This is a genomic window from Streptomyces mutabilis, assembly GCF_014649815.1.
Classification (GTDB): Bacteria; Actinomycetota; Actinomycetes; order Streptomycetales; family Streptomycetaceae; genus Streptomyces; species Streptomyces mutabilis.
Genome location: NZ_BMTT01000002.1, coordinates 302274 through 326142 on the forward strand (window position 1 = coordinate 302274; position 23869 = coordinate 326142).

Consider the following 23869-nt stretch of genomic DNA (forward strand, 5'->3'; position numbering starts at 1 on the left):
TGCTCACACCGCTTCGGCGGTAAGACACCGACGTTCATGGGGGAACAACAGTGAACATCATCAAGCCCGCCGCGCTGCTCCTCGCGGCCTCGGCCCTGGTCGCCGCCTCCACGGTCGCTGCGACCGCCGACGACGCCCCGGGCGGCACCCGGGTGACCGCCCTGCAGCAGGCGGCCGACGAGGTGCTGGCCGACAACCCGAAGCCCCTGCACGTGACCGCCGACGCGGTGACGTACGAGGGCCTGACCGTCACCGAGGCGCCCCGGACCAAGGGTGCCCAGGACCTGGCCTGCGGCTACGGCCACCTGTGCATGATCGTCAAGGGCACCAAGTTCGACTTCTACAAGTGCCAGACCTGGAACCTCACCAACTGGACCGGCGACGGCCCGTTCACCAACAACCAGACGCCGGGCACGGTCGCCAAGTTCTTCAACAAGGACGGCAGCGTCCGCTGGACGTCGACCGCCTACCAGGCGGGCACGGCGACCTGGGACCCGATCTGGTCGCTGCGCCCCTGCTGACCCGCACTCCGGAGCACGCCCGAACGGCGGCCCCCTGCATCCCCCCTCCAGGGGAGGAGGCCGGGGGTCGCCTCGCGCCGGGCCCGGCGTTCCGACGGGTCGTCGGCGGCCCCGGCGTCACGGCGTGCCGCGGGACCTCGACAGGGCCGCCCTCAGCACACACGCTCCCGTCGGTGTGAGGGTGTGCAGCACGGTAGCGCCGTGCCGCACGCTGGTGACGAGCCCCGCGTCGCGCAACGCGCCGGCGTGCCGACTGGCCGAGGACGCCGCCACCCCCGCGGCCCGGGCGATCTCACCGGTCGTGGCACCGGCCGCCACGGTGTGCAGGGTGACGGCCCGCGCCCGCCCGAGCAGGGCGGTCAGGGACACGGCGGGCGCGCCGGCCGGATGACCCGGCGGCGGCGCGGACGGCTCGTGGGTCAGTGGGTAGATCACGGCCGGAGGCAGGGCCGGGTCGGCGAGGGTGACGGGCCGCTGCCAGTTGAAGTACGACGGGACCAGGAGCACCCCGCGACCGTCGAGATGCAGGTCGCGGTCGACCGCGGGATGGTATTCGACGTGCAGGACGGAGCGTTCCCAGCGCATCGTGGGGCGGAGGCCGGCCAGCATGCCCTCGACGCCGCCGTCCATGAGCCCCCGGCAGCGGGCCGCCCGTTCGGCCTCGATGCGGGCGTGGATGACTTCCTCGTACGGGGCGATGGCGGCCTCGTAGTAGGCGCGCAGCAGCCCCACCAGTTCCTTGCGGGTCGACAATTCGGCCAGCGTCGGTGCCCACGAGGGTGCTCCGACGACCCGGTCGAGATGGGCGACCTCCTTCAGGATCCGGTGCCGCGGCGTGGCCAGGATGCCTTCGAGTCCGGCCTCGAGGCCGTCGGCGGCGTGGGTGGGCGTGAGGAAGTCCGGGAAGTAGGCCGCTCGCGGGAACAACGGCAGCAGCACGGTGCGGAGCGCATGCTCCATCCCCTTGTCGCGCAACCGCTGCCGGATGGTGCGGTACCACTCCGCGTAGGCCCAGCGGCCCTGCCGGGTCTGGAGGCGGTGAAGACTGGTGGCGATCTCCCACAACGGGTGCGGCGCGCTGGAGAGTCTGGTTCTGGCCAGGTCGGCATCGCCGAAATGGACGCGTAACATCTCGTTCCCCCGAACTGAGTTTTTACGGTCGATTGACTCTAACTTGGCATGCCCCTGATCTGCTGCGAAAGGTCCCGGTCGTCGGCGTCAGAGCGGCATCTCCACGCACGGAACCTCCGGTTCCCCGAGCCGACCTGGGCTTTTGCACTGGAGCGCAACGGCATGGCGGGGCGTCGCACCGCTGGGCGATCGTGGGACTCGTGCCGACCACGGGGGGTGGCACCGCGGCAGACGGGGGTTCACCAGCATGAAGCGAGCGTTTGCCGCCGGCTGGGTCGGCGCGTTGATCACCGCGGTCGCGGCGTCCGGATGCACCGCCGGCGCCAGCGGCCCGGCGGGTCCCGCCGCGTCCGAGGGGGCCGAGGTGCCCGGAGGCCAGGGGCGCCGGCTGACGGACGACGAGCGGATCCGGCTCCAGCGCGCGGAAGCAGTGCTCGTGAAGAAGTGCATGGAGCGCCACGGTTTCAAGTACTGGGTGGGCCCGCTGCCGACCGCGGACGAGCTCGAGGGCGGCGGTTACGTGCTCACCGACGTCGGCTGGGCGAAGCGGCACGGTTACGGCAGCCGGCTCGAGGAGAGGCTCAGGGACGCCCAGCGCCGCGACCCCAACCACGCGTACGCCGATTCACTCCCGGAGAAGGAACGCGTCCGCTACGGCAAGGCTCTCGAAGGCGGCCCGTCGGCGGAAATGCTGACGGCCGAACTGCCCGGGGGCGGCACCGTGAAAACTCCTCGCGAAAGCTGTCAGACCGACGCCAAGGAACGGCTGTACGGCGACTTCGACCGGTGGTTCAAGGCCGAGAAGACCGCCACGAACCTCACCTCCGTCTACGTCGCGGACCTCCTCCGGGACCGGCGTTTCGTCGGCGCGGTCGAGAAGTGGTCCGCGTGCATGCGCGACGCCGGCCACGCGTACGCCGACCCGCCGGCGGTACGGGAGGCGCTGCCGCGGCTCACCGAAGGACTGGACCCCGACCGGGCGTTCGCGACCGAGGTACGGCTGGCGGTCGCCGAGGCCACCTGCGCCACCGAGACACCGCTCGCCGAGACGGCACGGGCGCTGGACGGCGAGTACCGCGAGAAGCGGCTCACCGAGTACGCCGACGACATCGCCGCCTACGACCGGATGAGCCTCGCCGCCCTGGCCCGCGCCGAGGACGTCACCGGCTCGACGGCCTGACGCCGCCCGGCGAGCCCGTGCACCCCAGGCTTCCGCGGCGCCATCGCCGCGGAGGAACGACCACCGCACCGGACCACCACACCAAGGAGCGATGCATCATGCGCAAGACTCTCGCCGCAGCCGCCACCCTCGGCCTCGCGACGCTCGGGGTCCTCGTCCCCGCGTCCGGCGCCCAGGCCTCCGCGGCGTGCGACAACGCCTGGCACAGCGCGGCATCCGGGTACTTCTACGCGTACGACTACGACAACTGCAGCGGCCAGCTCGGCAGGGACGCCGACAACGACGCCCACTGGGCCGACAGCTCCGGTGCGTTCCAGGGCGGCGACAACGACGACGCCCAGTCACTCCTGCACAAGGGGACCTCCGGCATGGCCGTCAAGGTCTACCAGCACGCGAACTACGGCGGCGGCCACGCCTGCCTCGCGAAGTCCGAGTACTACATGAGCGACCTCTCCGGTCACAAGTTCAGCAACGGCGCCTGGGTGAACGCGAGCATCAGCTCCCACAAGTGGGCCTGGCACGCGGACTGCGGCAAGTTCCTCAACTCCTGATCCGGCCCGCGTTCCGGGGCCCGTGACGCACGGGGGCACCGCCGGTCGTCGACCGGCGGTGCCCCCGCCTGTCCGGGTCAGCGCGCCGCGGCTCAGTGGAAGAAGTGCCGCGTGCCCGTGAAGTACATCGTCACGCCGGCCTTCTTCGCCGCCTCGACGACCAGCTCGTCGCGGACCGAACCGCCCGGCTGCACCACGGCCTTCACGCCGGCCGCGGTGAGGATCTCCAGGCCGTCCGGGAAGGGGAAGAACGCGTCGGAGGCGGCGTACGCGCCCTGCGCGCGCTCGGCGCCCGCCCGCTCCACCGCGAGCTTCGCGGAGTCGACCCGGTTGACCTGGCCCATGCCGACGCCGACGGAGGCGCCGTCCTTGGCGAGGAGGATCGCGTTGGACTTGACGGCCCGGCACGCCTTCCAGGCGAAGGCCAGCTCGGCCAGCTCCGCCTCGGAGAGGGCCGCACCGGTGGCGAGGGTCCAGGTGGCCGGGTCGTCGCCCTCGGCCTGGAGGCGGTCGGTGACCTGGAGGAGGGCGCCGCCGTCGATGGGCTTGACCTCGACCGGGGCGGCGGGGGCCTCGGGGGCGCGCAGCACGCGGATGTTCTTCTTCTTGGTGAGGGCTTCGAGGGCGCCGTCCTCGTAGTCCGGCGCGACGATGACCTCGGTGAAGATCTCGGCGACCTGCTCGGCCATCTCCTTGGAGACCGGGCGGTTGACCGCGATCACGCCGCCGAACGCGGACAGCGGGTCGCAGGCGTGCGCCTTGCGGTGCGCCTCGGCGACGTCCGCGCCGACCGCGATGCCGCACGGGTTGGCGTGCTTGATGATCGCGACGCAGGGCTCGGCGTGGTCGTACGCGGCACGGCGGGCGGCGTCCGTGTCCGTGTAGTTGTTGTACGACATCTCCTTGCCGTGCAGCTGCTCGGCCTGCGCGAGCCCGCCGCCCTCGGGGGAGGTGTAGAGCGCGGCGGGCTGGTGCGGGTTCTCGCCGTAGCGCAGGGTGTGGGCGCGGTCGTACGTGACGCCCAGGAAGTCCGGGAAGCGCGACTCGTCGACCGGGGCGTACTCGGAGGCGAACCAGGAGGCGACGGCCACGTCGTACGCGGCGGTGTGCTGGAAGGCCTCGGCGGCCAGCCGCTTGCGGGCGGCGAGGTCGAAGCCGCCGTCCTTCACCGCGGAGAGGACGTCGGCGTACCGGGCGGGGCTGGTGACGACGGCGACGGAGGGGTGGTTCTTGGCGGCGGCGCGGACCATGGAGGGGCCGCCGATGTCGATCTGCTCGACGCACTCGTCGGGGGTGGCGCCCGAGGCGACGGTCTCGCGGAACGGGTAGAGGTTGACCACGACCAGATCGAACGGTGCCACGCCCAGCTCGTCGAGCTGCTGCCGGTGGCTGTCCAGGCGCAGGTCGGCGAGAATGCCGGCGTGCACCTTGGGGTGCAGGGTCTTGACCCGGCCGTCCAGGCACTCGGGGAAGCCGGTCAGCTCCTCGACCTTGGTGACGGGGACGCCGGCGGCGGAGATGCGGCCGGCCGTGGACCCGGTGGAGACGAGTTCGACGCCCGCCTCGTGGAGCCCGCGGGCGAGCTCCTCCAGCCCGGTCTTGTCGTAGACGCTGACGAGCGCGCGACGGATGGCCCGCTTGTTGCTCTCGGCGGTGGCGGTCACTGGATAACTACCTTTCGTCCCTCAATGCGATAGCCGTTGCGGGCGAGCCGCCCCACGACATCGACGAGCAGCCTTCGCTCGACTTCCTTGATGCGCTCGTGCAGAGCGCTCTCGTCGTCCTCGTCCCGGACCTCCACCACGCCCTGCGCGATGATCGGCCCGGTGTCGACGCCGTCGTCGACGAAGTGGACGGTGCAGCCGGTGACCCTGGCGCCGTACGCGAGCGCGTCCCGCACACCGTGGGCTCCCGGGAAACTGGGGAGGAGCGCGGGGTGGGTGTTGACGAACCGCCCGCCGAACCGCGCCAGGAACTCCTTCCCCACGATCTTCATGAACCCGGCCGAGACGACGAGGTCCGGCTCGTGGGCGGCGACGGCCTCGGCGAGCGCCGCGTCCCACTCCTCCCGGGTCCCGTAGTCCTTGACCTTCGTCACGAAGGTCGGCAGCCCTGCGCGCTCGGCGCGCGCGAGCCCCTCGATGCCGTCGCGGTCGGCGCCGACCGCGACGATCTCGGCTCCGTAGGACTCGACGCCGGTGGCGGCGATCTCGTCGAGGAGCGCCTGGAGGTTGGTGCCGGATCCGGAGACCAGCACCACTAGGCGCTTGGCTCGCTGGGCCACGGGCTTGGCGGCCACGGTGGGGGCCTTTCTCGGGGGAGCGGGTCTTCACGGCCGTACGTTTTGTACGTTCATCCGTTTGTGTGGTCGTACGAATGCTTCGCGCCCCGGGATACGGGGAAGTCTACGAAGCGGCCGACCGTCAGCAACGATACCGGCACACCGGACGGCCCCCTCGGGACGGGGGCGTGGCCGGAAGGTAGCGTCTGCGTGGAGCCGGACCGGGAACGCGGCCCGCGCGCCACACGTTCACCGGTCGGGCCGACCAGTTCGCCCGTTCGTCACCGTCGAGATCGCCCAGGGGAAGACGCTCACTTGATGCCGGACCGCAGCCTGCGACTGCTCACGCTCCCCCAGCAGTCGGCGCAGCCAGGGGAGCGCAGCACCGTGTTGCTGCGGGAGCGTCCCTCCTCACCGCCCGACACTCCCTCGGACGGTGCCGCCGACAAGAACACCGACCGGGACAATCCGTTCGCCCCGCCCCCGGAGGGCACGCCGGACCGCCCCTGGCAGCCGCGGCACCCGTCGGGCGACGGTGACGGCCAAGGCTCTTCCGGCTCACCGGGCGGTGGCGGCCGTTCCCCGTGGGGCGGCCAGTGGAGCGACCGGCAGCCCGGCCGCTCCTCGGGCGGCTTCGGTGAGCGTCCCGGCGGTGTCGGTTCCGGCCCCGAGGGACCGGGCGGCGGCACGGGTCCGCGCTGGGACCCGACGGACCCGGCCCAGCGGCGTGCCCGCTACGCCCTGCTGAGCGGCATGTGGGCCCTGTTCTTCGCCCTCTTCACCTGGCCGTACGTGGCCCTGATGCTCGGCGCGCTCGCCCTCTACTGGGGCATCAGCGCCCTGCGCACCAAGCCGCGTGCCGCCTCCGACCCGGACACCCCGGCCCGGCCGGCCGACCGGGCCGGCCGCCCGCAGCGCTCCGCGGCGATCAGCGGCCTGGTCACGTCCTCGCTGGCCATCCTGCTGGTCGCCACGTCCTTCGGCGCCCAGCTGGTCTACAGCGACTACTACACCTGCCGCAACGACGCCCTCACCAACGAGGCGAAGCAGGCGTGCGACCGCCACCTGCCGGAGCGGTTGCGGGATCTGCTGGGTACGGAGGGCTGAGCGCGGGGCGCCGGCCGGCGGCGCGCTTCAGGGCGCCGCACGGAACGCTCGGGGACGCCGGGCGCGCCCCACTCAGCCCGTCCGGTGTTCGAGGACGAGGCCCGTCGGTCGGGGGCGGCAGCCCCCGGGGACGGGAAGGGCAGGGGCGGCGGGGGCGAGAGAAGCCCCGCGGCACGCACCCGAGGCGGGCCCACCGCTCACGGCTCACGGCGCCCGCGGCTGCCCCCAGGAGAGTCCACCGGCAAGAAGTCGTACGGCGAGTCGATACCACCGCCACCAGCACCACCGCCGCCGCCGTCCCCGTCGTCGTACAGCCCGAACGGCACGGCGTCCTCGTCGGCCTGCTCCTCTCCCGCTCCCCCGACGTCCACACGGCGTCCTCTGAACGGCGGCGGCACCCACCCCCACCGACGCGCACCCCCGCCACCACTCGCCACGCCCGCCCCCGGCGCCTCCACCTCCTTCCCCGGCGCCCCCGCGGCAGCCCCTCGCACCCGCCGCCACATCCGCACCACCACCGCCACCGGCACCGCCACCACCCCGGTCCACCCCAGCACCGCTCCCCCGACCTGCCACCACACCGGCCCGAAGCGGGCGAGGGCGGCACTCCCGAGCGGCCCGCCCGCCAACGCGGCCAGCAGGGCGACGACCACCGCGCACAGCACGGCGGCCACCACGGCGGCGCCAACGGTCCGCCGCCAGGACCACACCGCGACGCCCTCGTCGCCCCCCGGCACCCGCCGCACACCCGGCACCACCTCCCGGCCCACGCCCGCCGTGGCCGCCCGCGCCGTGGACCACCCCACCACCGCCCCCGCCGCCAACGGCACCGCCCCGGCCGCCCAGTGCAGCGGCGTGCCCGGTCCGGCGTCCGGCACCGCCGCCAGCAGGGGGAACGGCGGCAACATCGCCGCCGGCGCGGAGGAGAACGGGTCCACGACATGACCGGTGCCGAGCACGAAACCCGGACCGAGGGCGTACGCCGCCGCCCACACCGCCGCGTTCGGCACCAGCGTCAGACAGAGCAGCAGCACGGCGAACCGCCCCGCCCACCCCTCGGTCAACCGCAGGAACGCGTCCAGCGCGGCGGCTCCGTGCCAGACCAGCGACACCGCGAGCAGCAGCGCACCGCCTCCTACGAGCACCGCCGCACCGGCGCACGCGGCGCGCGTGGCAGCGCCCAGGCACGCGTCCGGCTCCACGATCAGCACCCGCAGGTTCCGGGGCAGCACCCGCAGCACCCGGCCCACCGGGCCGCCCGGACGGCCGAACGCCGTCCACACCCCGGCGCCCGCCGCGCCCATGGTGACCAGGGGCAGGCACAGCACCGTCCACCACCAGGAGGGCCGCAGCGCGCCGTCGGCCGAGTACAGCACGACGGGCGTGGCGACGGCGAGGTAGCCGAGCACGACCCCCGACCAGGCGTTGCGCGCGGAGACCGGCGGCGGCCCGGCGTCCCGCAGGCCCCCGCCGCCCGGACGCCCGCCGGCCCCGTGCTTCACGCCCGCCCCCACGGCCACCCCCACGCCGTCCCCGGGGTCCGTGACGTCCCGGGCAGCGCGGTGCAGCAGCCAGACCGGCAGCAGGAGCAGCAACAGCGGGGTGACGCCCACGGGTGCGGGGGTGCCGGAGAGCGTGTCGGCACGGACCAGTTCGGCCCCGTGCGCCAGCACCCACAGCGCCGCGGCGACGCGCAGCGTGCCACCGGGTCCGTCGTCCTGGTACGGCGAACTGAACCAAAGCACCGTCACGAGCACGGCGCAGGAGGCCAGTCCCAGCCCCGCCGCGACCGCTCCGCCGAGGAGGCCGGCGGCCAGCCCGGGCGACCGGTCGCGCCAGCGGGTGCGCAGCAGGGACAGCGGGGCTCGGCGAGCGGTCGTCTGCATCACGCCCGCCATGCTCCCAACGACACGCGCTTGACGGGCGTAACAGGCGAAGGCCCGCTGTGTCGCCCAATATATGTTTATGTACTTTTTCGTACGAAGGGGTGCCCTGTGACACGGAGCCCCGCTACCCCGCTCCCTCCTCCCAAGGCACGCCGACGCCTGCGTGAGTCCGCCGCGCTGACGCAAGCTCAGCTCGCGGCGCGGGTGGGTGTCACCCGCGAGACGGTACGTGCGTGGGAGTCCGGCCGTACCGCTCCCCGCGGCCGCAACCGGGAGGCGTACGCGAAGCTGCTGAACGCCCTGGCCGAGGAGGCGGCGGCGCGGCGGGCCAGGCCGTCGCCCACACCGGCGCCGGACGGGAACGCACACCCGGAGCCGGAACGGGCGCCGGTGCCCGTCGTCGTGGCCGTCGGAGCCGGTGGGCCGCGCGCCACCGAGGAGGCCGCCGACAGGCTCGTCCTCCCCGCGAAGCCGCTGGGCGGGCGTGAGCTGATTTCGGGGCCGGAGTCGGAGGCCGAGTCGGAGGCGGAGTCGACGCCGGATCCACGGCCGGGACAGGAATCGCAAGCGGAACCGGAACTGGAATCAGCATCGAAAGCGGTGTCGGTATCGGAGTCTGAACTGGGGTCGGACCGGCAACGGGCCCCGGAACCCGCATCGGCGGCGGCGCTCACCCCCGAACCCGAACCCGACCGGGACCCGGGCCCTGCCCCGGCCCCGGATCCAACCCCCGGGGCAGAACCACCTCAGCCCGGACCGGCCGCACTGACTCCCGCTCAGGCATTCGACGCGCTGTACGAGTTCGGCGCCCCGTCACTCGTGCGCCAGACCTACCTGCTGACCGGCCGCCACGAACTGGCGCGCGAGTCGGTGGAGCGGGCCTTCCAGGTCGCCTGGGAGCGCTGGCCCGAGGTGGCCCGCGACCGTGACCCGGTGGGCTGGGTGCGGGCGACTGCGTACGAGTACGCGCTCTCACCCTGGCACCGGTTCCGGCTGCGCCACCGGCACCCCGAGCCGCCGCCCGCCGACACAGGCGACCGCACCCTGCTGAACACCCTGCTCAGGCTTCCCCCACCACACCGCCGCACGCTCCTGCTGTACGACGGTGTCGGTCTGGACCTGCCCGAGACCGCGGCGGAGACCGAGGCGAGCACCCCGACGGCGGCGAACCGGCTGATGCGCGCCCGCGAGGCCCTCGCCGACCGGCTGCCCGAGCTGGCCGACCCTCAGGTGCTGCACCGTAGGCTGGCCGAGCTGGCCTCGGCCGAGCGGCTGCGGGCGTCCGAACCGCCGACGGTACGCATGGGCAGCGAGCGCCGGGCGCGCTTCCTGACCCGGGCCGCGATCGCCTTCACGGTCGCCCTCATCGGAACCACGGCCCTGACCCTGCGTACGGCGCCCACGCACTACGAACCTCCGGTGTCCCCCGGGGAGACGGTGCGCGGGGTGCCGCCCAGGGTCGCGCCGGGACCGCTGTCGGACGAGCAGCTGGAGCTGCGGCAGAAGCTGCGGGACCAGTTGCAGGACGGGCCGGAGCGGCTGGCGCCCCTCGTCGAATGACGCCGCGCCCCTGCCACGACGACGCCGGACGCCGAGTGGGCCCGTCCCCTGACGAGGACGGGCCCACTCGGTGTGGTGCGCTGTGCGCCGCGGCGCACAAGGCGCTCAGCCGGCCAGGATCTCCCGGGCGAGCTTCGCGGTCTCGGTCGGCGTCTTGCCGACCTTGACGCCGGCGGCCTCCAGGGCCTCCTTCTTCGCCTGGGCGGTGCCGGACGAACCGGAGACGATGGCGCCGGCGTGGCCCATGGTCTTGCCCTCGGGCGCGGTGAAGCCGGCGACGTAGCCGACGACCGGCTTGGTCACGTTGGCCTTGATGAAGTCGGCCGCGCGCTCCTCGGCGTCGCCGCCGATCTCGCCGATCATGACGATCAGGTCGGTCTCGGGGTCGGCCTCGAACGCGGCGAGCGCGTCGATGTGCGTGGTGCCGATGATCGGGTCGCCACCGATGCCGACGGCGGTCGAGAAGCCGATGTCACGCAGCTCGTACATCATCTGGTACGTCAGCGTGCCGGACTTCGAGACCAGGCCGATGCGGCCCGGCTTGGTGATGTCGCCCGGGATGATGCCGACGTTGGACTGGCCCGGCGTGATGATGCCGGGGCAGTTCGGGCCGATGATCCGGGTCTTGTTGCCCTTCTTGCCCGCGTACGCCCAGAAGGCGGCCGAGTCGTGCACGGCGATGCCCTCGGTGATCACGACGGCCAGCGGGATCTCGGCGTCGATGGCCTCGACGACGGCGTCCTTGGTGAACTTCTCCGGCACGAAGATGACGGAGACGTTGGCGCCGGTCTTCTCGATGGCCTCCTTGACGGTGCCGAAGACCGGTACCTCGTTGCCGTCGAAGTCCACGGACTGACCCGCCTTGCGCGGGTTCACGCCGCCCACGACGTCGGTGCCGTCGCCGAGCATGAGCTTGGTGTGCTTCATGCCGGTGGCGCCGGTCATGCCCTGGACGATGACCTTGCTGTCCTTGTTGAGCCAGATAGCCATGGTGTGTTGGTGTCCTCGTCCTGAGTGCTTACTTGGCGGCGTGGGCCAGCTCGGCGGCCTTGTCGGCCGCGCCGTCCATGGTGTCGACGCGCTGGACCAGCGGGTGGTCGGCGTCGGTGAGGATCTTGCGGCCCAGCTCGGCGTTGTTGCCGTCGAGGCGGACGACGAGCGGCTTCTCGACCTTCTCGCCGCGGTCCTCGAGGAGCTTCAGCGCCTGGACGATGCCGTTGGCGACCTCGTCGCAGGCGGTGATGCCGCCGAACACGTTGACGAACACGGAGCGGACGTCCGGGTCGCCGAGGATGATCTCCAGGCCGTTCGCCATGACCTGGGCGGAGGCACCGCCACCGATGTCCAGGAAGTTGGCGGGCTTGACGTTGCCGTGCTTCTCACCGGCGTACGCGACGACGTCCAGGGTGCTCATGACGAGACCCGCGCCGTTGCCGATGATGCCGACCTCGCCGTCGAGCTTGACGTAGTTGAGGTTCTTCTCCTTGGCGGCGGCCTCGAGCGGGTTGGCCGCGGCCTTGTCGTGGAGCTCCTCGAAGTCCGGGTGGCGGAACTCGGCGTTGTCGTCGAGCGACACCTTGCCGTCGAGGGCGATGACGTCACCGGAGGCGACCTTGGCCAGCGGGTTGACCTCGACCAGGAGGGCGTCCTCCTTGATGAAGGTGTCCCACAGCTTGACCAGGATGTCGGCGACCTTGTCGGCGACCTCGGCCGGGAACTTCGCGGCCTCCACGATCTCGCGCGCCTTCTCCGGCGTCACGCCGTCGATCGCGTCGATCGGGGTCTTGGCGACGGCCTCCGGACGGGTGGCCGCCACCTCCTCGATCTCCACCCCGCCCTCGACGGAGGCGATGGAGAGGAAGGTTCGGTTGGCACGGTCGAGGAGGAAGGAGACGTAGTACTCCTCGACGATCTCGGGCGCGGTCTCGGCGATCATCACCTTGTGGACCGTGTGGCCCTTGATGTCCATGCCGAGGATGTCCGTCGCGCGGGCGACGGCCTCGTCCGCGGAGGCGGCCAGCTTCACGCCACCGGCCTTGCCACGACCACCGACCTTCACCTGCGCCTTGACGACGGACTTGCCGCCCAGACGCTCGGTGATCTCGCGCGCCGCCTCAGGCGTGTCGATGACTTCACCGGCCAGCACCGGTACATCGTGCTTGGCGAAGAGGTCCCTCGCCTGGTACTCGAACAGGTCCACGCGCTTCCGTCCCTATCAGTGATCTCGCGGTTCGTTGGATGCGTGGGCGTGCCGCGAAGGGCAACGTGACGTCCGCTGTGAGTCACAAGGGAGGCGCACACGGTGTCCGAGCGCGCGGCATGTCCGTCTCGCAGGTTATCGCCGCTTGCGGGGGGTCTCTAAATCGTGGGTCACACCTGAGCGGTGATGCCTGTCACATGATGTCGCGCTCACTGGCACGGGGTGCCTGGTGTGAGGGCTTGCGGGCAGGGCTCGGCCGAGGGCGCAGGGTCCCGGAGGAAACGGAGGGGAGGGCCTCACCGGGCTGGGGTTCACCCGGTGAGGCCGTGGAACGCCCCGGACGTCCGCGGATGCGGCCGTCCGGGGTGCGGGCGGCTGGTCCCCGCCCCATTGGGGACCGGCCGGCCCGGTCCGCGGGCTGCGGCCGGACGGGGGCCGACGGATTTCGGCCGGACCGTCCGAGGCCGCGCGCTCGCGAAGCCCGTTGGTCACCTGACGTCCATCCGATGTCCGGGCCGGTGGATCTCGGGCCTGGCGGCATGCGGGCGTCAGACGGTGTCGCGCCACTGCGGTCGGCCACTGCGGTCGGTCACTGCGGTCGGCCGCTCAGGGCGGACCGGGAACGTGCGGCTCGGACAGCGGCCGGCGGCGTCCGCCCGGGGACGTATATGAGAAGCGTCCGGACGGCGGGCAGACCTCTCCGACTCCGCGCGGCGGGTACGCGGCGGGGAGAGGACCCGCCCCTAGGCAGGAGAGACCGGGACGTCCCGGTGCCGGTCCCGCGTCTCGGCCGCGTCGGCGCGCACGAGGGCGCCGGGCACGAGTCCGAACGGGATCCGGTGATGCGGGGTGACCGCGTGTGCGTCACCGTGGCGGGACGTGCCGTGGTCGGCACCGGCCCCGGTGCCCAGCGCGCCGTCGGGTTCGCCGATGGGTGACTGGCGGGCGGCGGTGGGGCCGGGGGTGCGCGTGGTCGCGCTGGACGCCGCCACGGTGCGGTCGGTGGCGATGTGCGCCGTGGGCCGTGCGGCGGACGCGACGGACGCCGGGCCGTAGGCGGCGGTCGCCGAGGCTGCGGCTCCTCCGGTGGTGGGCCGGGCTTCGGGGGCGGCTGCCGAGTCCGTGGGGTCCTCCGAGGCACCGGACGCGGCGGCGGCCGGACCCTTGGGCGACGGCAAGGTCTGCGGGAACGGGGCGTCGGGTACCGTCCGACCGGGCGGACCGGTCGGGCCGGGGAGGTCACTCAGGCCGGACGGGCGGTCGGGCGAACCGGACGGGGGGTCGGTCAGGCCGGGCGGGGCAGTCAGCGCGTCCAAGGGAGGGACCTTCGCCTGCGCGAGCGCCCCGAGCCCGTCCGTCACCGTCTCCGCCACATCTACGACCGGCCGCACGACGCGGTCCTCCACGGGCCGCACGACGCCCTCTGTCACGGGACGAAGGCCGGGCTCGGGTACCACCGCCCCGGGTCCCCGGGCAGCCGGAGGTTCCTGGCCGCTCCGGAGACCCTGCGGGACGACCGGTCCCCGTGCTGCCGGCTCCTGCCGCCGACGCTCCGGAGAGGCATCGACGACCTGGCCGGTGACATCCCTCAGCGACGGAACGCCCTCGGCGGCATGCGCCCGCTCCCCGCAGCACACCCCCAGCACGAACAACCCGCCCACCAGCAGCGTCACGTGCAGCGCACGCCGCCCGGCCGCCGTGCGCATCATGCGCCAAGCGGCATCGGGCAGAACTGCTGACCAGATCAAGGGAGGGGATTCCTCCCGTGCGGCGGAACGGTTCGCGCGTCGCACGACACGCCGGGCGACGCGGGCATCGAACAACACATCGACGGGTCCTCTTCGCACGACCTATCCGTACGACGCGCGATCCTCGCACGGGACTCCGTGGGCGACGCAAGCCTGGTCCGGCCGATGGGCTGTCATGTCCGTTATGGCGGCGGAGAACAGGCGGTCCTGGTCGACAAGTCGTCACCCGGCATCCGGTATCGGCAGGGCTCGCTTCTCGATCGCCGCCGCCATCACCTCCGGGAAGAGGTCGGGCGTGCAGGCGAAGGCCGGTGCGCCCAGCTCGGCGAGCGCCGCCGCGTGCTCCCGGTCGTACGCGGGCGCCCCCTCGTCCGACAGCGCCAGCAGCGTCACGAACTGCACGCCGGCCGCCTTCATCGCCGCGACCCGCTTGAGCATCTCGTTCCGTACACCTCCCTCGTACAGGTCGCTGATCAGCACGACCACCGTCTCCGCGGGCCGGGTGATCTGCGACTGGCAGTACGCCAGCGCGCGGTTGATGTCCGTACCGCCGCCGAGCTGCGTGCCGAACAGCACGTCGACCGGATCGTCGAGCTGGTCGGTGAGGTCGGCCACCGCTGTGTCGAAGACGACGAGCCGCGTGCTGATCGACCGCATGGAGGCGAGCACCGCCCCGAACACGGAGGCGTACACGACGGACGCCGCCATCGACCCCGACTGGTCGATGCAGAGGACGACCTCCTTCTTCAGGGAGCGGGAGGCACGTCCGTAGCCGACGAGCCGCTCCGGCACGACCGTCCGGTACTCGGGGAGGTAGTGCTTGAGGTTGGCCGCGATCGTGCGGTTCCAGTCGATGTCGTGGTGGCGGGGCCGGCTGACCCGCGCACTGCGGTCCAGGGCACCGGTGAGGGCGGCGCGGGTACGGCCGGCGAGCCGTGCCTCCAGGTCCTCGACGACCTTGCGGACGACGGCACGTGCCGACTCCTTGGTCGTCTCCGGCATCGCCTTGTTGAGGGACAGCAGGGTGCCGACGAGGTGTACGTCGGCCTCCACGGCCTCGAGCATCTCCGGTTCCAGCAGGAGGGTGGCGAGGCCGAGCCGGTCGATCGCGTCCCGCTGCATGACCTGAACGACGGAGGACGGGAAGTAGGCCCGTATGTCCCCGAGCCAGCGTGCCACGGCCGGCGCGGAGGCCCCCAGCCCCGCGGCACGCTCCCGTCCCTTCCGTGGCGCCTCCCCCCTCCCGTAGAGCGCGGTGAGCGCCCCGTCCATCGCGGCGTCCTGTCCGGCAAGCGCGTGGCCGGTGCCCTCTGCCTGGTCGCCGCCGAGCACGAGCCGCCACCGCCGCAACCGTTCCTGCGCGGCCTCGGCGTCCACTGGCTCGGTCGTCATGCGTCCACCTCCACTGTGTCGTTGCCGGCGCGGTCCTGGGGAACGGTGCCGGTGTCCGCCCGCTCCACGCGGTCCGCCGGGCACACCAGGCTCATTTGGCCCACCCGGCCTGCTCGGTCTCCTCGATCTGCTCGGTCTGCCCAATCCGACAGGGCCGCCCGATCCGACTGGTCTGATGGGTCCGTCCGGTCCGACGGGCGCGACTGGTCCGATGGATGCGCAGCGCCCGGCAGAAACGACCGGTCCGATGCGTCCGACAGAACCGACGGAACCGGCCGAACCGTGCTGTCCGCCGGGCACGCTTCGCCCGCCCCGTCCTCTCCGCCCCCGTCGTCGCCGAGGCCGAGCAACTGCCGGACCGCCGGCAGCACCGCGTCGGCCCGACCGGTGTCGAGGTCGGCCGCGAAACCGGGTGCGCCGGCACCGGCCGCGGTCGCCGCACGCCGTCCCTGCGGACACCGGACCAGCTCGCCGATGCTGCGGCGGACGCCCGGCTCGTACGCCGAGAAGGTGCGCCGCAGCAGCGGCAGTACGTCCGTGAACACCTCCGCAGGCACGCCGGTCAGCCACGCGTCGACCAGAGCGAGCAGCCGTTCGTCGTGGAGGAGCAGCATGCCGCCGCCCGAGCCGCCGACGAAGCCCTCGATCCACGCCGCGGCGTCCGCCGGACGTGTCCCCGGGGACAGCACCAGGCCCATGAGCCGCGCCGCTTCGTCCGGCGGGAGCTCGCCGTCGTCGAGCAGGAGCCGGACGGCGCGCCCCCGGACGACTCCGGGCACGGTGTCCCGTGCGGACAGGGTGCGCAGCACGTCCCGCCAGCGGGCTCGCAGGGCACCGTGGCCGGGCGCGGGCGCGTCGCCGAGCAGTCCCACCGCACCGTGCACGGCGTCCACGTGCCGGCGCATCTCCTGGGCCGCGTCGGCGTCCAGCGCGGCACAGGCCGGGGGAAGCCCCACGAAGACGCGCTCGGCGAGGCCCGCGGCGACCTCGGCCAGCGCACCGGTGCCGGTGCCGCGTACGTCGCCGTAGCGCAGTGAACGGACGAGGGCCGGAAGGGCCTGGGCGAGGTGGCCGACGTCCGTGTCGAGCGCCGCGCGGTCGGCGAGTATCCGCATCACCGGGCCGAGCGCGTCCGGCAGTTCGGCCAGCAGGCAGCGTTCGGCGAGCGCGGTGACCTCGGCGAGGGTCTGTGCGGTGACGGCGTCCGCCTCCGCCCTGGCGGTCGCGGCGGCGAGCACGGTCGTGCCCCACACCCCGGCCTCGGCGACCCGCACCGACAGCTCCGGCTCCCACCGCAGCCGCCATGTCTCGCGGAACGTGCCCGTGCTGCCGCGCGAGGCGGCCGGCTCCCCCCAGCCGACGCCGAGCAGCCGCAGCCGGTGCAGCAGTCTGCTTCGCCCCGCGTCGGTCTCCTTGCGCAGGTCGAGCTCCAGCTCCCGCTCCGGAGCCTCCGGCTTCAGCCGCAGCCGCCGCTGCAGGCGGGCCAGGTCCCGCTGCAGCGGCACCGCCGGCGCCCCGGCGGGCACCGCGCCCAGTGCGTCACCCACGACCAGCCGGTCGTGCACCAGGGCGAGCGGCACGTCCGAGCCCTCGCACATCACCGCGCGCACGGCCTCCGTCGTCTCGCTCAGTCCGGGCAGCGGCCGGCCACGCATCACCGCGAGCGTCTCGGCCAGTCGCACCGCTTCGATGACGTGCGCCGAGGAGACGAGCCGGTCCTCCGCCCGCAGCAGCCCGGCCACCTTGGTCAGCCACCGCTCCACGGGCCGGTCCGGCGCACCGAACAGGTGCCCGTACCAACCCGGCGACTCGATACCCGCCCCGTACCCGCCGGCCCGGGACAGCCTGCGGTGGGTCCAGGGCACCCAGGTCATCTCCACCTTCGTCCTGGGCAGCCCCTTCAGCAGCGCCCGGTCGGCGGCGACGGTGACCTTGTGCCGCAGTGCGGGCACGTGCCAGGCCCCGCACACCACGGCGACGCCCTGGGTGAACTCGCGCTGCGCCGCCCGTATCCGGAGCCGCATGTACGCCTCCCGCACGCGGTCCCGGTCGGGTCCGCCGCCCTCCTCGGTCTCCCGCAGCGCGGTCATGGCCTCCTCGATCGCCGTGAACGGTGCGAATACGTCCCCGTCGCCCGCGCCCCGGTGCTCGACGGCGTCCTCCCACCAGAGCTCGGGGTCGTCGTAGCCGGCGGCCTCGGCGAGCGCGGCGAGCGGATCGCCCCGGAGGTCGGGGAGGACGGCACCGGACTCGCCCTCCTCGCGGGCTCCGGGCTCGTCCCCCTCGCCCGGCCCGGATCCGCCCTCCTTGCCCGGAACCAGCTCCTCCGGTTCGTCCGGCTCCGTCCCCTCCACCACGCACTCCCGCGCCCGCCACGCCAGCGTGTGTGTCGCCGGCAGGTCGATGAAGCGGGCCGGTACGTCGTGGTCCAGGGCCCAGCGGACGGCCACCCACTCCGGGGAGAACTCGGCCAGCGGCCAGAAGGCCGAGCGGCCGGGTTCGTCCACGGCGTGGGCGAGGAGCGCGACCGGGGGGCGCATGTCCTCGTCCGCGGCCAGCGGGATCAGCGCGTCGGCCTCGGGCGGCCCCTCGATCAGTACGATCCCCGGCCGGGAAGCCTCCAGCGCCGCCCGGACGGCCCGCGCCGACCCCGGCCCGTGATGGCGCACACCCAGCAGCAACGGCCCACCACCGGTCACCGCGGCCCCGCGGCCCCCTCCACTCCCGCCCTCGCCACGCCCGTTCACGCCCGGCAGGCTCCCGCCCGGCAAGCCGCTCCCGGACCCACTCGGCAGGCCGCTGCCGGACCCGACCGGTCGACCGCTCCCGGAGCCGTCAGTGCCCGCCACACCGTCCCCCTCGCCTACGGGTCCAGGACGAGTCCTCGTCGTCCGCCGTGACACCGAGCACCGGAACGGCCCGCCGGGACAGCGTCCACGTCCACATGCCGCTCATACGCTCACCTCCCGGCACGCCCGGTAGAAGTCCCTCCAACCGTCACGCTCCCGGACGACCGTCTCCAGGTACTCCTGCCAGATGACGCGGTCGGCGGCCGGGTCGCGGACGACGGCGCCGAGGATGCCCGCTGCGACGTCATCGGGCCGGAGCACGCCGTCGCCGAAATGGGCCGCAAGCGCGAGGCCGTTGGTGACGACGGAGATGGCCTCGGCCGTGGACAACGTGCCGCTGGGCGACTTCACCTTGGTGCGCCCGTCGTCCGTCAGTCCGTCGCGCAGCTCGCGGAAGACGGTGACGACACGGCGGATCTCGTCGATGCCGTCCGGCGTCGTCGGCAGGTCGAGGGAGCGGCCGATCTGGTCGACGCGGCGCGAGACGATCTCGACTTCGGCCTCCGCGGTCTCGGGCAGCGGCAGCACCACGGTGTTGAAACGCCGACGCAAGGCGCTGGACAGGTCGTTGACTCCGCGGTCGCGGTCGTTGGCGGTGGCGATCAGATTGAATCCGCGGACCGCCTGCACCTCCTGGCCGAGCTCCGGTATCGGCAGGTTCTTCTCCGACAGGATCGTGATGAGTGTGTCCTGCACGTCGGCCGGAATGCGGGTCAGTTCCTCCACCCGGGCGGTCAGGCCCTCCGCCATGGCCCGCATCACGGGGCTGGGCACGAGGGCGTCGCGGCTGGGGCCGTGGGCCAGGAGACGCGCGTAGTTCCAGCCGTAGCGGATGGCCTCTTCGGGGGTGCCGGCCGTGCCCTGCACCAACAGGGTCGAGTCACCGCTGACGGCCGCGGCGAGGTGCTCGGAGACCCAGGTCTTCGCGGTGCCGGGCACCCCGAGCAGGAGCAGGGCGCGATCGGTGGCTAGCGTGCTGACGGCCACTTCGACGATGCGGCGCGGGCCCACGTACTTCGGAGAGATCTCCGTGCCGTCGGGCAGGGTGCCGCCGAGCAGGTAGGTGGCGACTGCCCACGGCGACAGTTTCCAGCGGGGCGGGCGCGGGCGGTCGTCCTGCGCAGCCAGCGCGGCGAGTTCGGCCGCGAACGCGTTCTCGGCGTGCGGCCGCAAGGCCTCCGTGCCGGGTGCGGACCCGTCCCGACTCGGGTCGACGGATGTCGGTGCTACGGACACAGGCATGGCTGAATCCCCCTCCAGCTCGGCCGGTTCGATCTGCCGTCCACGGTGCACCACGCCACTGACAATCACTCTGACCAGCTAGAACGCAAGCGCCGACCCGATTGTCAGTGGCGGGATCTACCTTCGATGACATGACTCAGCAGGGGGTGCGCTGGACCCCGGACCAGGTGCTGGCACTGGCACCTGACGCGGCGTCACGCAGAGCGGGCGGCAGACTCGCCACAGCCGGCCCGTGGTCCGAGGTGGGGAGCTCCGACGAGGGGACGGTGTGGGGACTGTGCCAGGGCAGCGGCGGCAAGCCGTATCAGACGGTCGTCGATATCGCGGACGTGTCCGGGCCCGCGTACAAGTGCGGCTGTCCGAGTCACCAGTTCCCGTGCAAGCACGCGCTCGGGCTGTTGCTGCTCTGGGCGGGCGGAGACGGTGCGGTCCCGGAGGGTGAGCCGCCGCACTGGGTGGAGCAGTGGGTTTCCGGGCGACGCGCACGCGTGAAGGAGGGGACGACGGCAGGACCGCCCGGGTCCGCCGCTCGGTCCGGTGATCCGGCGGCGGCGCTGCGCCGGGCGGCACAGCGGGCCGAGCGGGTCACCGCGGGCGCGACGGAGCTGGAGCAACGCCTGTCGGACCTGCTGCGCGGCGGCCTGGCCGAAGCGGAGCAGGCAGGATACGCGCTGTGGGAGGAGACGGCGGCCCGCATGGTCGACGCCCAGGCCCCGGGACTCGCCGCGCGGGTGCGGGAGTTGGGGTCGATTCCCTCGTCCGGTCCCGATTGGCCGGTCCGGCTGCTGGAGGAGTGCGCCCTGCTCCACCTCCTCGACCAGGGATGGCTGCGGCGCGAGCGGCTGCCGGACGAACTCGCGGCGACGGTCCGCACACGCGTCGGCCTGCCGTCGACGGCAGACGGCCCCCCGGTGCGGGACCACTGGTTGGTCCTCGCTCAGTACGACACCGCGGACGCCCGGCTGACGACCCGCCGCATCTGGCTGTACGGCACGGAGACGGACCGCACCGCGCTCCTCCTCTCCTACGGCGCCGCGGGCCGGGCTCCGGAGCTGACGCTGCCCGTGGGGCTGAGCCTGGACGCGGAGCTGTCGGCGTATCCGGGTGGCGGCCGGCAGCGAGCGGCGCTGGGCAAACAGTTCGCGCCGCCCGCGCCCGCGGAGATGCGTCCGAGAGGTGTGACGACGTCCCAGGCCGTCGCCCGTTACGGCACCGCCCTCCGTGCCGACCCGTGGCTGGAGTCGGTGCCGGTGACGCTGGCAGGGGTCGTCCCGGTGCCGGACGGCGACGTCTGGCAGTTGGCGGACGCCGTCGGGGACACGGCACTGCCGATCACCCCAGCCGTCGGCAACCGCCCGGGGCTGTGGCGCCTCGTCGCCCTGTCCGGCGGTGCGCCCGTGAAGGTCTTCGGTGAGTGCGGCCACCGGGGCTTCACACCCTTGACCGCTTGGCCGGACGGTCCGGGCCGGGCGGTGCCGCTGCACTGACCCGCCCCACGCAACGGAACCGGAAGGGACCCGCATGACCAGGACGCCCGAGACCGCGACACCGGACACACCCGTGCAGACACCCGTGCCCCGCCCCTGGGAGGAGCTCGTCACCGCCGCGCTGCTCGGTACGGACCGGCGCACTCCGCGGGGCTGCGAGCCCGGGCCACGCGCACCGGCGGCACTGCTGGACGCGGCGGCCGCCCAGACCGTGCGCAGGCGCGCCGGACTGCGCCCGGCCCCCGCGGCCCGGCGTGCGGAGCCGGCTCCGGAGGACCCCCGCCCGCCCTTGCCGACCGCGGCCGCCCACCGGCTCACGACGCTGCTCACCGACCGGCCCGGCCCGGCGGGCGGCGGCCGCCGAGGTACCGCGCCCGACCTGATGGAACTGCTGCCCCAGTGGCTGGCAGCGGCGAACGCCCGTGGCTTCGCGGCACCGCCCCAGACGATTCCGGCCCTGTTGGACGCGGCCCGGGGACGCACGGACCTGCGTCCGGCGGCACTGACGTTCGCGGGGCCCCGCGCCCTGTGGCTGGCCCGGCTGAATCCGGACTGGCGGTTCGCCCTGCGGTCGACGCCGGGCGGCGGCACCGCGCTGTCCGGCCCGGATGCCGCGGAGCGGATACGGCGCCTGTGGGAGGAGGGCCTCTTCGCCGAGCGGGTGGCCCTACTGGCGTCCTTGCGCGCCCGCGACCCCGCGGCAGGCCGGGCACTGCTGACCTCGACGTGGGCGACGGAGCGGGCCGAGGACCGGCTGATGTTCCTCGACTCGCTGCGGACCGGACTGGAGCCGGCGGACGAGCCGTTCCTGGAGCAGGCGCTGTCCGACCGCAGCCGCAACGTACGGGCGGCGGCGGCCGAGTTGCTCTCGGCGCTGCCCGAGTCGGCGCTCGCCGCGCGCATGGCGGCGCGCGCCGCGACGTGCGTGTCCCTCGACCGCGCCCTGGATCCACCGGCGATCGCGGTCGAGGCTCCGCACGAGTGTGACGCGGCCATGGAGCGGGACGGCGTCACACTCAAGCCGCCCTCGGGGCGGGGGGAACGGTCCTGGTGGTTCGGTCAATTGGTGGAGGCGGCCCCGCTCGGGACCTGGCCGGCCCGGCTCGGCGGACGTACCCCCGAGGAGATCGTCGCCCTGCCGGTGGCGGACGACTGGCAGAGCGATCTGCTCGCCGCGTGGTGCCGGGCCGCGGTACGGCAGCGGAACGGTGCGTGGGCGAGGGCGCTGTTGGGCGCACCCACGGCGCCCGAGGCCGGGGGGCCGGGCGCGGTGTCACTGGCCGAACGGGCCAAACTCCTCGGCACCCTGCGGGCCGCCGAACGGGCCGAGTGGGTCGCCGGGTTCATCGCGACGCACGGCCTGTCCGAGGCGTTCCAGCTGCTCGGGATGTGCGCGGTGCCATGGGCCCCGCCGCTCGGACGCGCGGTGGTCGACGCGCTCAACATCGCCCGGGACGCCGGGAGCTACCCCTGGAGCTTCAGCGGTGTCATGGGTCTGGCCGAACGCTGCCTCGACCCCTCGGAGGCGGGGCGCCTCGACGGTCTGCTGGCGATACCCGACGAGCCGCAGGACGCGTCACCGGGAGCCGGTGGGTACTGGGCCGAGGCGTTCCAGCGGCTCGTGACGACACTGCGGCTGCGTGCGGCGATGGCCGAGGAACTGGGGGCGGTGTAGCGGACAGGAGAGGCGCGGCGTCGATCGCCGACCGGGCACCCGCGCGGCCCACCGCCCGGGCGGTGGCGTCGCCCTGCCCGCACCGCCTTGCGCGGACCGCCCTGCCCGCACCGCCTAACGCACCGAGGACCTGACAAGGAGCCCCGCTGCCGAACCTCGCCACCGGGCCCGAGCGACCAGGCCACACCGAAGGACGGCACCAGAGGACGGCACCCACGGACCGGGCGGCCAGACGGCCAGGGCGGCTACGCGGTCACGCCCCCGCCGGCTCCCGCACGTTGGTCCGCACCCAGTCCACGATCGACGCCGTCGTCGCACCCGGGGTGAAGATCTCCGCGACGCCCTTCTCCTTCAGCGGGGCGATGTCCGCCTCCGGGATGATCCCGCCGCCGAAGACCAGGATGTCCGCCGCGTCGCGCTCCTTGAGCAGCTCGATCACGGCGGCGAAGAGCGTGTTGTGGGCGCCGGAGAGGATGGACAGCCCGATGGCGTCGGCGTCCTCCTGGATCGCGGTGTCCACGATCTGCTCGGGTGTCTGGTGGAGCCCGGTGTAGATGACCTCCATACCGGCGTCGCGCAATGCCCGCGCGATCACCTTGGCCCCGCGATCGTGGCCGTCGAGCCCCGGCTTGGCCACCACCACGCGGATCGGACCGGCTGCCACACCCATCACTGCCTCCATGAAGCGACTACATCCATCCGCACCGACAAGTACCGCACATCTCGCCGACGCGGACACCCCCGCACCACGTCGTCCGGGGAAGTGAACGAACGTTATCGCCAGCATCCCGCAACCGGCAGTTTCGCGGTGGATACAGAGGGGGAAATCACACGGTGGGACACGTTCGCCGCGCACCGTTCACAGGGCGCGGCGGCAATACGCGTACGGAGAGCCGCAGCGAGGGCAGGACCGGGCAGCAGCGCGCCTCGTGGCCGTATCACCGACACCACAGAACTCACGGACCACATGAGCACTGTGTGTCGTTTCAGCCCGCCCATTTCAGACATACCTCGCAAACATCATTGATCACTGGTGTCACGACTCTCCACGAGGGCACA

At 73.3% G+C, this 23869-nt stretch carries 17 protein-coding genes and 1 pseudogene; 7 read left to right on the top strand and 11 right to left on the bottom strand.

All coding sequences use genetic code 11. The annotated features are described in order from the left end of the window. Positions 1-50: 50 nt before the first annotated feature. A complete protein-coding gene (locus IE142_RS05545) occupies positions 51-521 on the top strand; it encodes a hypothetical protein (protein ID WP_191884669.1) in 471 nt (156 codons plus the stop codon). A gap of 117 nt (positions 522-638) precedes the next feature. Here the strand turns inward: IE142_RS05545 and IE142_RS05550 are convergent, their stop codons facing one another. Beyond that, positions 639-1652 carry a helix-turn-helix domain-containing protein gene (locus IE142_RS05550; RefSeq protein WP_191884670.1) on the bottom strand — a complete coding sequence of 338 codons (1014 nt, stop codon included), beginning with the start codon at positions 1650-1652 and terminating at the stop codon, positions 639-641. A gap of 247 nt (positions 1653-1899) precedes the next feature. Here IE142_RS05550 and IE142_RS05555 point away from each other — a divergent pair, with 247 nt between their 5' ends. Further along, the gene (locus IE142_RS05555) at positions 1900-2832 is read left to right on the top strand and encodes a hypothetical protein (protein ID WP_191884671.1); all 933 of its coding nucleotides are present in this window, start codon (positions 1900-1902) and stop codon (positions 2830-2832) included. 98 nt (positions 2833-2930) lie between these two features. Beyond that, complete coding sequence (locus IE142_RS05560; RefSeq protein ID WP_191884672.1) at positions 2931-3383, top strand: hypothetical protein; 453 nt, start codon at positions 2931-2933, stop codon at positions 3381-3383. Between the two features lie 92 nt (positions 3384-3475). Here IE142_RS05560 and purH read toward each other — a convergent pair whose 3' ends face one another. Both purH and purN read right to left on the bottom strand, forming a co-directional pair. Beyond that, entirely contained in the window at positions 3476-5047 is a 1572-nt protein-coding gene (gene purH, locus IE142_RS05565) for a bifunctional phosphoribosylaminoimidazolecarboxamide formyltransferase/IMP cyclohydrolase (protein ID WP_191884673.1), read from the bottom strand. Next, positions 5044-5682, bottom strand: coding sequence for a phosphoribosylglycinamide formyltransferase (purN, locus tag IE142_RS05570; protein WP_191884674.1), 639 nt, complete (start codon positions 5680-5682; stop codon positions 5044-5046). The genes purH and purN overlap by 4 nt, the downstream gene beginning before the upstream one ends. Positions 5683-5982: 300 nt before the next feature. Between purN and IE142_RS05575 the strand changes: the two genes are divergently transcribed. Then, positions 5983-6771: a hypothetical protein gene (locus IE142_RS05575; protein ID WP_191884675.1), complete on the top strand. Its 789-nt coding sequence runs from the start codon at positions 5983-5985 to the stop codon at positions 6769-6771. 197 nt (positions 6772-6968) lie between these two features. Here the strand turns inward: IE142_RS05575 and IE142_RS05580 are convergent, their stop codons facing one another. Further along, a complete protein-coding gene (locus IE142_RS05580) occupies positions 6969-8669 on the bottom strand; it encodes a cell division protein PerM (RefSeq protein ID WP_191884676.1) in 1701 nt (566 codons plus the stop codon). A gap of 96 nt (positions 8670-8765) precedes the next feature. Here IE142_RS05580 and IE142_RS05585 point away from each other — a divergent pair, with 96 nt between their 5' ends. Continuing rightward, positions 8766-10217, top strand: a complete 1452-nt coding sequence (locus IE142_RS05585; protein ID WP_191884677.1) for a helix-turn-helix domain-containing protein — start codon at positions 8766-8768, stop codon at positions 10215-10217. Between the two features lie 105 nt (positions 10218-10322). Here IE142_RS05585 and sucD read toward each other — a convergent pair whose 3' ends face one another. From sucD to IE142_RS05615, 6 genes and pseudogenes are all read right to left on the bottom strand, one after another. After that, positions 10323-11207, bottom strand: a complete 885-nt coding sequence (sucD, locus tag IE142_RS05590) for a succinate--CoA ligase subunit alpha (RefSeq protein WP_191884678.1) — start codon at positions 11205-11207, stop codon at positions 10323-10325. 28 nt (positions 11208-11235) lie between these two features. After that, entirely contained in the window at positions 11236-12417 is a 1182-nt protein-coding gene (sucC, locus tag IE142_RS05595; protein ID WP_043380868.1) for an ADP-forming succinate--CoA ligase subunit beta, read from the bottom strand. A 743-nt stretch (positions 12418-13160) separates the two neighbouring features. Further along, the gene (locus IE142_RS05600) at positions 13161-14165 is read right to left on the bottom strand and encodes a hypothetical protein (RefSeq protein WP_191884679.1); all 1005 of its coding nucleotides are present in this window, start codon (positions 14163-14165) and stop codon (positions 13161-13163) included. Between the two features lie 222 nt (positions 14166-14387). Beyond that, entirely contained in the window at positions 14388-15557 is a 1170-nt protein-coding gene (locus IE142_RS05605; protein ID WP_191884680.1) for a vWA domain-containing protein, read from the bottom strand. Between the two features lie 308 nt (positions 15558-15865). After that, positions 15866-18304, bottom strand: a pseudogene (locus IE142_RS05610) (DUF5682 family protein); the annotation flags it as partial. 204 nt (positions 18305-18508) lie between these two features. Beyond that, complete coding sequence (locus tag IE142_RS05615) at positions 18509-19648, bottom strand: ATP-binding protein (RefSeq protein ID WP_191884681.1); 1140 nt, start codon at positions 19646-19648, stop codon at positions 18509-18511. Positions 19649-19779: 131 nt separating this feature from the next. Here IE142_RS05615 and IE142_RS05620 point away from each other — a divergent pair, with 131 nt between their 5' ends. Together IE142_RS05620 and IE142_RS05625 are read left to right on the top strand one after the other, a co-directional pair. Continuing rightward, on the top strand, positions 19780-21135 hold the full coding sequence (locus IE142_RS05620; protein WP_191884682.1) for an SWIM zinc finger family protein: 1356 nt from the start codon (positions 19780-19782) through the stop codon (positions 21133-21135). A gap of 34 nt (positions 21136-21169) precedes the next feature. Beyond that, entirely contained in the window at positions 21170-22810 is a 1641-nt protein-coding gene (locus IE142_RS05625) for a DUF5691 domain-containing protein (protein ID WP_229830170.1), read from the top strand. Between the two features lie 253 nt (positions 22811-23063). Here the strand turns inward: IE142_RS05625 and icmB are convergent, their stop codons facing one another. Continuing rightward, positions 23064-23480, bottom strand: a complete 417-nt coding sequence (gene icmB / locus IE142_RS05630; protein WP_191884683.1) for a coenzyme B12-dependent isobutyryl CoA mutase small subunit — start codon at positions 23478-23480, stop codon at positions 23064-23066. Positions 23481-23869 lie beyond the last annotated feature (389 nt).